This is a genomic window from Sorangium sp. So ce1153, from assembly GCF_051521595.1.
Lineage (GTDB): Bacteria > Myxococcota_A > Polyangia > Polyangiales > Polyangiaceae > Sorangium.
This window is the reverse complement of the sequence record NZ_CP150361.1, coordinates 2,750,748-2,762,322: the sequence shown is the minus strand read 5'-3', so window position 1 is coordinate 2,762,322 and position 11,575 is coordinate 2,750,748. Positions and strand designations below refer to the sequence as shown.

Here is an 11,575-nt window from a genome sequence, read left to right as displayed (position 1 = left end):
GCGGTCGTGGATACCACCAGAGGGGCGGGCGCGGGGGGCCGGCTCTCGTGACGAGCCCGATGGGAAGGTCGTGATCTGGAGCCCGGCGTAATTTTACAGGGATGTCCAGAGCGCGACCTGGGCGCCGCGTGCCGGAGCGAGCCGTCTGCCAGGTCGTGATCTGGACGGCGGAACCCCGATGCCCCTTCGGCCCATCGCGAGGCTCGCCGCGAGCTGCGCCGCCGGGTATCCTCCAACGCATGCAGTCTGTCCCGACGAACACCGCACCTGAGGCCGAGCGACCGCGGCCCCATCACGAGGAGAGCGACCAGCACGTCATTCTCCACGGGATGACGTGGAAGGATTACGAGATCCTCCTCGCCATGCGGGGGGACCGGGCCGGCGTGCGCATGTATTACCTGAACGGAGCGATCGAGCTGAAGGGCCCGTCCCGCAGCCATGAGGGGATCAAGACGACCATCGCGCGGCTCCTCGAGGCCTACTGCGACGAGCGAGGCATCGAGCTCAGCGGGTATGGCGCGTGGACGCTCCGCAATGCGCCCAGGGAGCGCGGGGCCGAGCCCGACGAGTGCTACATCGTCGGCGACACGAACAAGGAGATTCCAGATCTGGCGATCGAGGTCGCCTGGACGCACGGCGGCCTCGACAAGCTGGAAATCTACAGGGGACTCAGCGTCGCCGAGGTCTGGATGTGGGATCGCGAGGAGGGACTCCGCATCTTCACTCTCTCGGGCGAGCGGTACGAGCTCCGCGCGCGCAGCGCGTTCCTTCCCGAGCTCGACCCGGCGTGGCTCGCTGGCTTCCTCGATCAGCCGACGCAGAGCCAGGCCGTCCGTGCGCTACGCGCGGCGCTGCGGTGAGCCCGGCCCGGTACGCGACTCCGTCTCGTGAGGTGACGGAGGGCTGGAGTCGTCAAGCGGCCAAGAGCGCCCACAGCATCCATGGGACTCCGAGAATCCTCTTATCTTGGCGTTCTTGGCGTTCTTGGCGGTTAATTCTTCTCTCGTCTTGATCCGCGCTCGCCGGCGCAGCGCCTGCGGACCAGAGCGCGCACGCGGCGCGCGCTCGTCAGTACCACTCCCCGCCGAGCCCGATCGTGAAGGTGAACGTCGTGCCGTCGGGCAGGAAGACCGGGTGGAGCTCCGCGGCGAGGGCGAACCCGCTGCGCCGCGGACCATCGCCGGAGACGCCGCCCAGGATGAGGCCGCCGCGCGCGTGCACCCCGAAATACCAGTCCGATGTGCTGGCGCAGCCGGCGCCCGACTCGAGGCCCGCGTACTCCGCGGAGCAGCTCGCGACGGCCACGTAGTCCATCGACGGCCCGGCCCCGAAGTCGATGACATCGAACACGGTGAAGCTCGCAAGGAGGGAGTTGTAATCGATGAACCCGGCCTCGAACCCCGCGCTGTTGGCGGTGCTCTCGGGGGTGAGCGTCACCATCGGGGTGTTCTGGTAATAGAGCGCGAACGTGTGGTTGAGCTGGAGGCCCAGCCGGCCAGTCCACGCGAAGACGCCGCCGGTGCCCGTCGGCGATTTGATGATCCCGCCGCCCAGCGTGCTGCCATACCGGAGCCGGACGCCGTCCCGCTCCTCGTCCTCGGGCTCCTCTTTCTTCTCGGGCTCGACCGGTGAAGAAGACGCTGCAGGCGCCACCGCCTCCGCTTCCTCTTCCTCTGTGGCCGCGTCCGAGGGCGGCGCCGGGCGCCTCGGCGCGGGCTCGCTCCGGGGCGGAGACGACGGCCGCGGGGACGGCGGCGCAGGCGCATACGGCGGCGTCTGCGCAGGGGGCGCCGGCGCGTACGGCGGCGCAGGCGACACCGGCGGCGGCGCGGGCGCGTACGGCGGCGCAGGCGATACCGGCGGAGGCAGCGGCGCGGGCGACACCGGCGGAGGCAGCGGCGCGGGCGCCGCGGGAGGCGGCAGCGGCGCAGGCGCAGGCGCGGGGGGGATCGGCGCGGGCGGCGGCAGCGGCGGCGGCGCCGGCGCGGGCGGCACCGGCGTGGGCGCTGGCGCCGGCGCGGGCGGCACCGGCGTGGGCGGCACCGGCGGGGGCGCGGGGGTGGGCGCAGGCGCGGGCGGCGGCGGAGCAGGCGGCGGCGGAGGCTGCGCCGAGGCCGACGGGATCGGCTCCGGGGACGGAGGAAGGGGCGCGTCTTGCTGGGCCAGGCCCGTCGCCGGGGCCGCGAAGGGAACGGTGAGCGCCGCCAGCGCGGCAAGCCAACGAAGGGGTTTCATCAAGGGCTCCTCGGCCTGAGCTTATCCCGAGCGCAGCGGCGCGCTACGTGTGCGTGCTGCCCTCACAGCCCCGAGCGGCGCGCCATCCGCTTCGAGACCCAGCGCATCGGACCAGGCGCGACGCGGGCGGCGAGGCTCGCCGCCTTCACGAACAGGCTCGTCTCCAGGACCTCCCTGCCCGACTCGACAGCGCGCACGATCCCCTCGGCCACCGCCTCGGGGCTCTGCGGCCGGTGGCCCGGCGGGCGGTAGCCGACGTTGTCGTCGGTCACCACGGCGTTCGCGTGGAACGGGGTCGCGACAGGGCCCGGCCGCACCACGAGCACGCGCACGCCGCGCGACGAGACCTCGGCGCGGAGCGACATCGCGAGCGCCTCCAGCGCGAACTTCGACGAGGCGTACGGGCCCATCCGCGGCGTGGCGACGAGCCCCGCGACCGAGGAGACCATGACGATGGTGCCCTTCGCGGCCGAGAGCGGCTCGATCGCGAGCTGCGCGAGGCGCACGGGGGCGACGACGTTGAGCCGGTAGATCGCCTCGAGCTCGGCGGGATCGACCTCGAGCGAGGGCGCGTAGTAGCCGCGCCCGGCGTTGTTCACGAGCACGTCCAGCTGGCCATACGCGGCGAGCGTCCGCTCGCAGAGCGCCTTGCGGTCCTCCTCGAGGGTCACGTCGCCGGCCACGGCGAGGGCGTCGCCGCCCGCCGCGCGCACCTCCGCGGCGACGCGCTCGAGCGCCTCGCGCCCGCGCGCGCTCAGCACCACGCGCGCCCCGCGCCTCGCCCAGGAGAACGCGAGCGACCGACCAATCCCGCTGGATGCACCGGTGATGACGACGACGAGGGCCATGTTGGCCGCAGTATAGGCCCCTCGCACGGCGAGGGGAAAATTGCTGCCGGCAACCGCCAGCCGGCTGCGGGCAGCGCGGGCACGGGCGGTCAGCCGGCGGCCTCCGCGGTCGTGCTCCTGCGTCCCCGATCTCGGACACAGCTCGCTGGAGGCGCGGCGCCTGCTCTCGCACGAGCGGCGGCGTCGAGCGCTGACGTTATACCGATCCGGCACAGGACCGTCGCAGATCTGCCAGACGGATCGATATCGAATGCATTGGCCGCGCCGATCGACAAGAGCACGATCATGCCATCATCACAGTCGAGGCGTCGGTAACACGTAACACAATCTTCGCGCATTTCATTTGTGCGCGGACTATAGTCCCACGCACCCAGAGCCGCCGGGGGGCAACGGCTGCCGTCTCCCCCGCATAGCGAGCCATGACGTGTGGGTCTCGATTGCATCGACGCGCCCGACACGCGCAGATGCTTGAGTGCTCGAGCGCCTCATCACTGCGTTTTGACGCAGGATGACCGGCAGAGGCAGGAGCGCGGCGCGCCCTCGCTCCGCGCCTTGGCAGCGCAGCGGCGGCAGCTCGCGATCGTGGGGGTCACCCGAGCGGATCCGGCCATCCGCTCGGCGCAGCCATGGCCGTTCATACGACCTGCTTGGCGTGTCCGGCCGGCGCGCGGTCTCGGCGTCGCGCTCTCATTGCGCGCGCCTGGCGCCGACACCCCGCCGACGCGCGGGACGTGATTCGCTCCGCGGCTGCATGGCTCGTCCTACGAGCAAAGAGGCGCGAATCACCGCAGGACGGAATCTGTATTCGGGGGAGGGAATCGGGGATGCATTGTATGTGCGCGCAGTTGCCGACGCAGTTCCGAACGGGGCGGCGAGCGGGATCGTGACGGGCCGATGACGAGCGTGAGCGCGACGAGGGAGCTGTCGAGAGCGCGCGTAGCGACGCTCTCGACGAGCAACGCCGGCGCGCGGCGCAGCCGCGGTATCCACAGGTCCGTGCGGGAGAGCTCGCGAGACGCCCTCAACCTCAAACCCTGACAGAGAATGAGATGAAGAGAAAGTCGATTGTTGCCTTGTCGATGATGGTCGGCGCCGCCCTCATGGCGCAGGCGGAGCCGGCGAACGCCGGGCGTTGCCCGGCGGCGTCCGTGGGAGATATCACCGAGTACGCCATTCCCTCGAACGCCACGCCGGGTAACATCACCTTTGGCGCTGACGGCCGCCTCTGGTTCACCGAGCCCTCCGCCGACAAGATCGCGGCCGTGGACCCCGGCGGCAACGTGACCGAGTACCCGCTCGCGCCCATATCGAACCCGCTCGGCATCACCCCCGGTCCGGATGGCCGGATCTGGTTCACCGAGACGGGGAGCAACCGGATCGGGGCGATCACGACGAGCGGCGTCGTGACCGAGTACGACATCCCGACGCGCAACTCGAGCCCGTCCGCGATCACGCTGGGTTTCGACGGGAACGTGTGGTTCACCGAGGTCCTCGGCAACAAGGTCGGACGCATCACGCCGGCCGGGGTGATCACCGAGTTCGCGCTGCCGACCGCCAGGAGCCAACCGCGCGGGATCGCGGCTGGTGTCGATGGAAACCTCTGGGTCGCGGAGTCGTTCGCCAGCAAGATCGCGAAGATCAGCGCGTCCGGGACCGTGACCGAGTACCCGCTGCCGTCCTCGGTCGCGAGCCCCAACGCGGTGACGCTCGGGCCCGACCTCAAAATCTGGTTCACCACGGCGAGCGCGATCGCGAAGATCGACAGCAGCGGGACCGTGACGGAGTTCGCGATCCCCACGCCGGACAGCGGCCTCTCGCAGATCACGCTCGGGGTGGACGGCAATCTATGGTTCACGGAGCTGTTCGGGAACAAGATCGGACGCATCACCACGAGCGGCGTCATCACGGAGTTCGATCTCCCGCGCGCCAGCTCTCTTCCGGTCGGGATCACGCTGCTCCCGTCGCTCCAGGGGTGCGGCCTCCTCGACGTCTGGTTCTCCGAGGCGGGGGGCAGCCGCCTCGGCAAGATCCGCGCGGTGACCACCCGCTGAGCGGCCCGCGTCGAGAGAGGGAGACTTGACCGTCTGACAGCGAGCGCTTCGGCAGCCAGGCGGTTTTCCTTGGATTGGTTTCCTGATCATGTGCGCCGGTGCACCGAGATGAGCGAGGTGCACAGGCACAATGTCACTTTGAACGATGGAGATGAGCATGAACACGACGGGTAATTTGGTTCTTTCGGCGCTGTCGGTCCTCGGCCTCGCGGCGTGTGCCGTGAGCAGCACGGACGAGGCGGAGGTCCTGGACGAGTCGCAGGAGGCGCTGATCGCCCCCAACGGGGGCTTCTATGGGTCCGACACGCTGTTCAACGCGATCACGGACGCGCTCACTCGGGTCAGCCCGCCCCCCGGGACCATCACCTACCTCGGTACCGGATCGGGCAAGGGCGAGCAGTGCCTGCGCGGCACCGGCGCCGCCCCCTGCAACGCGAAGGTGCAGACGATCGCTCCGATGTCCCGGGACCTGGCCGCCTCCTGTCAGGTTGGTGAGAAGAGCAATCGCGTCGCGCTCGACGGCATCGCGGTCTTGACGAAGAGCACCCAGGCCGCTTCCAACCTGACGTCGACGGACGTCGCAGACGCGTTCTGCGGAACCGGCCTCGACGGGAGCGGCAAGAGGAACGGGTCCGTCTGCAACGACGACCTGTGGAGCGAGATCGTCTCGGGGGCATCAAACCCCTCGAACGCCATCCAGCTCTACCGCCGCGACGACCTTTCGGGCACGACCGAGGTCTTCAAAGAGAAAAACAACTGCTCGGCGTTCTGCCCGAGCGTGAAGATCGTCGTGGATGACCTCACGGCCGGGCCGCGGCTCTCGACCGACGCGGCGGGGACCTCGTCGCTCGTGAGCGGGGGCACCTGCACGGCGAGCGACTCGGTCACCGATTGCATGGGCAAGATCGCCGCCGCGAACAATGACAGGCTCGTGTACGCCGGCCTCGACGCGGCCAACGCGAGCAACAAGAAGCTCAGCATCGACAGCGTGGCCCCGACCACGGCCAACATCCGCTTGCTCATCTCGAGCCCGGGCACCGCGTACAAGTACGCTCGCTTCCTGTACCTCAACGAGGGCAATGGAACTCGGGCTACACCCGAGACGAACTTCATCAACTGGATCATCTCGAACAAGGCGAACTTCGAGGACGCGCTCACGGACGCCGGCTTCATCTCGTGCAAGGATCCGACGCTCCCGGGCTACTTGCCCCTCGCTTGCGGCAGCACCGGCACCACGTGCCCCCGCAACAGCAGCCTGTGAGCTGAGCGGCGGATGACGATGGACGGAGCGCGCCGCGCGATCCATTGCGGCAGGCGTGCTCCGTTCGATGCATGAAGCATTTCCTCCCATGATCTCGCGCAGGTCCCTGTCCCCCAACGGCGGCCGGGCGGGACAAGCGCGCCTGCGGCGCGTGGAGCAATAATGGCACCATAAAGTCGACATCACCGCAATGGCGTCACGGGTCCGTGACAGCCGGTATTCACGGTTGTTCCGGGGGCTCACTGGTGTCATTTCGGCCGCCGCGGCGGGAGGTTTCGCCGCTGCGCACCCGGGAGTGAGCACATGGGTCAAGCTCGGCGTTGGGGAACGATGAGGTCGATGGCGCTGTTGCTCGGGGTCGTGTCGCTGGCCGGGTACAGCTGCGGGGATGACGATAGCGGTGAAACCTCGCCCACGGAGGGCACCGGCGGCGGCGCCGGTACCGGCGGTGATGACGGCAGCGGCGGCACCGGCGGGCGCGGCGGTGACGGGGGGGACACGCAGCCGCCTCCATGTGCCCCGGCCCGATCGCACGAACGGATCCCTCAGCGCCACTCGGCGACGGTCGAAGACGCCCTCGACACCTTCGACAACCTTTCGGGGGAGATCGAGATTCAATGTGGCAACTGCCACAAGGCCCCGGCGGAGCAAGGAGATTTCTCCTACACGGGCACCCCGGAGAACCTGTGTAACGCGCGCGGCAAGAGCGGCAAGACGCTCGTCGACGTCATGCTCAGCGGAGACATGCCCTACATGATCGGCGGGCAAGAGGCGCTCGGCCGGCGGCTGCAGGCGTGGATCGAGCAGGGGTGCCCCGCCGGCACGTACGTCCTCCCGAAGGGCGACACGGCGGTCGATCAGGGCGGAGACATCGTGACGCCGCGCGAGGTCGGCGACGCGCTGACCGAGCTCGGGAGCTGTATCCCCGACGCCGAGATCGTCGGCCGGGACGAGGAGCTCGACGAGCGCTTCGCCGCGATGCGATCGTTCGAGGATCTCCCGGTCGAGCTGCCGGAGACCGACTTCGTCTCGCTGGACGCCGAGGTGCTCGCGCGCAAGGGGACCTTCGCCTACGCGCCGACCTACCCTCTCTGGTCGGACGACGCGGCGAAGCTGCGCTTCGTGCACGTCCCGGCGGGACAGGCCATCACGTACGACCCCGAGACGAAGAGCCTCCGCATCCCGCCGAACACCCGCTTCTACAAGACGTTCTTCAGGGCCGTGGTCGAGCCCGACGGGGTCACGCGATACCGCAAGATGGAGACGCGCATCATCGTGACGCGCGAGCGGGCCGAGGACGCCATCTTCGGTACGTACGTGTGGAACGCGGAGGAGACGGGCGCGAAGCTCCTCGGGACCGGGCTCGATCCGGCGTCACCGGACAGCAGGGAGCTGTACCTGAACGGAGAGCCGTTCCCCGACCACGTCCGCCCTTACACGGCCGACGAGACCACCGGCACGCTGCAGAGCTACGCCGTGCCCGGCGCGACGCGATGCGTGGCGTGCCACTCGGGCTCGGAGAGCGAGAGCTTCATCCTTGGCATGACGCCTTTCCAGCTCCACAAGCGTCCCGGAGGGGAAGGCGGCGTCTACACGCCGGACGTGCTCGCCGACGAGCTCAACCAGCTCGAGCGTCTCCTCGCGTACGGTGTCGTGCGCGGCACGTCTGCGACCCTCACGCCCGAGGACTTCCCCAAGCTGGAGGAGTCTGCGCTCCCCCGCCGGCCGCGCAACGACGACGAGCTGAACATGCAGGCCTACATGGCGGGCAACTGCGCCCATTGCCATAACCCGCGCGGCTATGCGGTGGCGAGCAAGGCAACGCTGCGAGGCCTGGACATGTCGCCTGGCGGGAGCATCTTCGGGTTTCGAATGGATACCGTGGGTTCGGACGGGCTGTCCTACTTTCCTGGTGTGCCCGCGTCCTTCGATGAGCTCGTCATCCAGAACTCCATTCCGGCCGGAGGGCTCTACCGTCGCGTCGTCCTGCCCACGGGAGCGTGGACTCCCCGCGCGTTCGGCCTGCCCGTGGACAACGAGGAGGCAAGCGCATTCTTCAGCCTTCACATGCCGATGCACACGGCGTCAGTGGACTGCCGCCTGCCCGTCCTCGTGGCGCGCTGGTGGGCGTCGGTGCCGCGCGATTACGAGCGCGAGGGACAGGAGGCGCCGGAGGATCCGGAGGCGATCGAGCTCGCCATGCGCGCGGCGGACGCCGCGGAGGCGCGCGCCCTTCACGACTGCGAGCAGCATCACGATATCGGGTGGGTGCTCGAGGACACGACCGAGCGCTATCCGTACGTCCCGCGCAACATCGACTGGGAGACGAAGCTCGACGACTGGATCCGCGCGGAGGAGGTGACGAGCGAGCACGAGGCGCTGGCGAAGAAGGTCTACGCTCAGGGGTTCTTCACCCCACGCTGCGCGTTCCCAGAGGACGCGCCCGAGCCCGATACGGTGGAGCAGTGGATGATCAATCCGGGGACCGGGAGGCCGCGCCTGCCGTGGAGCGCGATCTACTGGGCCAACCCGGGGGAGCATATCTACGCCGGTATCTGCGCGAACTGCCATGGGGTTCACGGAGACGCCCAGACCGGCGCGGCCAGGGCGCTCCGCGCGACCTCCGGGGCGAGGGTGGCGAGCTTCCCGGACGGGCTCTTCGGCCCGCGCTGGGCACCCAACGAGAACCTCGCCACGTTCCATGGGCCCGACGCCGGAGAGCACGACCTCGGCCCCGATGGGGCGGCGAAGTACCTCGTCTGGATGGCGACCGGGGGCACCACCGTCTCGTTCGGCCGTACCGCGGAGGAGGAGAGGACCTTCTTCAACGTCTTCGTCAACAACCGGATCGTGGCCGCGGTGCCGATCCCGCTCGATCCGGAGACCGCGAAGGACGCCTTCAGGCGATCGAGGGCGAACATGCTCGGTGTCGCGCGCGCCGCCTGTGATGAGATCCGCACCGATGCTCATCGGTTCGGAGCCCGTCACGACGCCGCGGCCGCGAGCGGAGATTGGAGCTTCATCCTGGGCAGCGCCGTGGCTCCCGAGTTCGGCGTGCCCATGTGGAGGGACGTGTGCACGCTCAGGAACCCTCTCACGGAGGAGCTCCGCGCGGCGGACGCGAGCTCGCCGGAGGTCGATGCATGGCTCCGGAGAGCCGTCTTCAACACCGGTGTGATGGCATACATCTACATGCGTGACGAGCTGACGAATGGAGTCATCGCGGTTCCGCGTGACACCTGCGAGCTGAAGTTCCCGAGGCAGTGAATCGTTCTGGCGCGTGCGACGCGCCACACGGAGATGTGTTGCGATGAATATGCATCAACGACGGCTGATCGTAGCGGGTGCGCTGGCCGGGCTTTCGATCTTCACGGGCGCATGCGGGGACGATGATGCCTCATCGGCGTCGGGGCAGGGCGCAGGGGGGACCACGAGCGCCAGCGCCAGCAGGTCGTCGAGCGGTGGCTCGGACGGCGGCGGCGGCATGGGCGGCACGGGCAGCGGCGGCGACACGGGCGGCAGCGGCGGCACGGGCGGCATCGGCGGCAGCGGCGGCGCCGGCGGCAGCGGCGGCGCCGGCGGCGCGGGTGGCGGCGATCCGGAGGAGTGTGGCCTGCCGCCGGACGCCGACCCCGAACCCAAGGTCCGGTTCATCAATGCCCTTCTGCCGAATCGCACGAACTTCCCGGTGGGGCTCGGCGACCCGCCTGCGCTCCGCCTCTACGTGAACGGGGCGCCCGTACCCGACATGGAGGCAGTGTCGCCCGGCAGGGTCGCCGCGTCCGTCACGAGATACGCCAAGGTCACGGCGGGCGCGATCACCTTCTCGGCGCTGAGCGATGACGGTACCAGCGGCGGCGCGGGCAACGAGCTGACGATCGCGGCGGATCCGCTGACGGTCGCCCCTCGGACGCGCTACACGATCGTGGCCGTCGGAATCCTGGGCACTACCAGCCCGACGGCACCCCAGCTTCTCATCGCAGAAGAGAAGTTCACGATGCCTTCATGCGCCGAGGTCGCCCTGCGCTTCGTGAACGCCGACTCCAACTCGGGGCCTCCGAAATCGTTCTACGTCGACCGAAGCGCCACGACCGCCACGGCGCTCGACGAGTTCACCGCCGGCGCTCCAGAAGGCCTGGTCGTGCCCCTGTCGACCCGCTCGATCACGGTCGCCGCGTCGAGCAACTTCGGCCCGACGGGTCAGGCGCCGTTCTCGCTCGCTGCGGCGTCGCTCGTCGGTGGGCGATCGTACTTCGTCATCGAGACCGGGGAGCCGACCCGCGTCGTCGCCGATGCGCGCGCGCACGGGTTGCTCGTCGTCCCGGCCGGGGACGACTCGCCTGCCGTGTTCATCAAGCGGGATCCGCTCGTCTATCTCTTCCACGCATCGCCGCCGCCCACGCCGTCGCCCCTCGAGGTGTACTCGGGCACGGAGAGGATCGCCATCAACCTGAGGTATGCGCAGGCGCCGACATACACCGATCTGCCGCCGGGTGAGTCGACGCTCTCCGTCGTCGCGCCCGGCTCCGGTGGCGGCGGGGGCTCGGGAGACACCGTGGTGGTCGGCGCTCAGCCGACGGGCCCGCTGGAGCCCGGCGCGATCTACCTGGGAGGTCTCCTCGGCATCACCGGAGAGACGGGCGATAAGGCGCCGCAGCTCAAGCTGTGGAAGGTCCAGCCGGACCTGCCCGAGACGGTCACCACCACGCGCGTCATGTTGATCAACGCCTCGGCGACAGCGCCCCCGGTGGATCTCGGCCACTGGTCGGTCAATGAAGACGGGACCCGAGGTGATGCGTTTACCCCCGTGCTCACGGGCGTCGCGTACGCGTCGGCCAGCGCCAGCACAGGCGTCGATTTCGCGGTGCCGAGCGCCGCCGGCCAGCAGTGGGTGGGTGTTCGACCGGCCGGCTCGGCCGACGCCATCCGTGACCTTTCGACATTCCTGTCGACGTCCTGGTACACCGCCATCCTCCTGGGAGATTTCGCCTCATCCGACCCTGCGAGCGCCGCGCAGCTCATGTTCGTGAGGAACTTCGGCATCGTCCCCGAGGCCGTCCCGTGGCCGCTGCCTGGCCCCTGACCGGTCGGAATCCTGCGCCTCCGTTCGACCGTACTGATTTCCTCCCCGCGCACCCCTACGATGCGCAGCTTGCCTGGCGGCCTGCCCGAGCGGCGGA

The 11,575-nt window shown here is 69.5% G+C and carries 8 protein-coding genes; 6 read left to right on the top strand and 2 right to left on the bottom strand.

Annotated features, from left to right (window positions below; genetic code table 11):
- The first annotated feature begins 239 nt into the window (after nucleotides 1-239).
- Nucleotides 240-860: a Uma2 family endonuclease gene (locus tag WME85_RS09700; protein ID WP_437837309.1), complete on the top strand. Its 621-nt coding sequence runs from the start codon at nucleotides 240-242 to the stop codon at nucleotides 858-860.
- A 208-nt stretch (nucleotides 861-1,068) separates the two neighbouring features.
- Here the strand turns inward: WME85_RS09700 and WME85_RS09695 are convergent, their stop codons facing one another.
- Nucleotides 1,069-1,653 carry a hypothetical protein gene (locus WME85_RS09695; RefSeq protein WP_437837308.1) on the bottom strand — a complete coding sequence of 195 codons (585 nt, stop codon included), beginning with the start codon at nucleotides 1,651-1,653 and terminating at the stop codon, nucleotides 1,069-1,071.
- A gap of 22 nt (nucleotides 1,654-1,675) precedes the next feature.
- Here WME85_RS09695 and WME85_RS09690 point away from each other — a divergent pair, with 22 nt between their 5' ends.
- On the top strand, nucleotides 1,676-2,254 hold the full coding sequence (locus WME85_RS09690; RefSeq protein WP_437837307.1) for a hypothetical protein: 579 nt from the start codon (nucleotides 1,676-1,678) through the stop codon (nucleotides 2,252-2,254).
- A gap of 43 nt (nucleotides 2,255-2,297) precedes the next feature.
- Here WME85_RS09690 and WME85_RS09685 read toward each other — a convergent pair whose 3' ends face one another.
- A complete protein-coding gene (locus tag WME85_RS09685; RefSeq protein ID WP_437837306.1) occupies nucleotides 2,298-3,083 on the bottom strand; it encodes an SDR family NAD(P)-dependent oxidoreductase in 786 nt (261 codons plus the stop codon).
- 1,049 nt (nucleotides 3,084-4,132) lie between these two features.
- On the opposite strand from WME85_RS09685, the gene WME85_RS09680 reads away from it, so the two are divergent.
- The 4 genes from WME85_RS09680 to WME85_RS09665 all read left to right on the top strand — a co-directional run bounded on the left by WME85_RS09680 (nucleotide 4,133) and on the right by WME85_RS09665 (nucleotide 11,478).
- On the top strand, nucleotides 4,133-5,134 hold the full coding sequence (locus tag WME85_RS09680; RefSeq protein ID WP_437837305.1) for a Vgb family protein: 1,002 nt from the start codon (nucleotides 4,133-4,135) through the stop codon (nucleotides 5,132-5,134).
- Between the two features lie 151 nt (nucleotides 5,135-5,285).
- Entirely contained in the window at nucleotides 5,286-6,395 is a 1,110-nt protein-coding gene (locus tag WME85_RS09675; RefSeq protein ID WP_437837304.1) for a PstS family phosphate ABC transporter substrate-binding protein, read from the top strand.
- 339 nt (nucleotides 6,396-6,734) lie between these two features.
- Nucleotides 6,735-9,662 (top strand): hypothetical protein, encoded by a 2,928-nt coding sequence (locus WME85_RS09670; RefSeq protein WP_437837303.1) that lies wholly within the window; start codon nucleotides 6,735-6,737, stop codon nucleotides 9,660-9,662.
- 43 nt (nucleotides 9,663-9,705) lie between these two features.
- Nucleotides 9,706-11,478: a DUF4397 domain-containing protein gene (locus WME85_RS09665; protein ID WP_437837302.1), complete on the top strand. Its 1,773-nt coding sequence runs from the start codon at nucleotides 9,706-9,708 to the stop codon at nucleotides 11,476-11,478.
- The last annotated feature ends 97 nt before the right edge of the window (nucleotides 11,479-11,575 follow it).

Coding starts and splice junctions, on each gene's coding strand:
- WME85_RS09675 (WP_437837304.1), top strand. CDS start 5,286: ATGAGCATGAACACGACGGGTAATTTGGTTCTTTCGGCGCTGTCGGTC.
- WME85_RS09685 (WP_437837306.1), bottom strand. CDS start 3,083: ATGGCCCTCGTCGTCGTCATCACCGGTGCATCCAGCGGGATTGGTCGG.
- WME85_RS09700 (WP_437837309.1), top strand. CDS start 240: ATGCAGTCTGTCCCGACGAACACCGCACCTGAGGCCGAGCGACCGCGG.
- WME85_RS09680 (WP_437837305.1), top strand. CDS start 4,133: ATGAAGAGAAAGTCGATTGTTGCCTTGTCGATGATGGTCGGCGCCGCC.
- WME85_RS09665 (WP_437837302.1), top strand. CDS start 9,706: ATGAATATGCATCAACGACGGCTGATCGTAGCGGGTGCGCTGGCCGGG.
- WME85_RS09670 (WP_437837303.1), top strand. CDS start 6,735: ATGGCGCTGTTGCTCGGGGTCGTGTCGCTGGCCGGGTACAGCTGCGGG.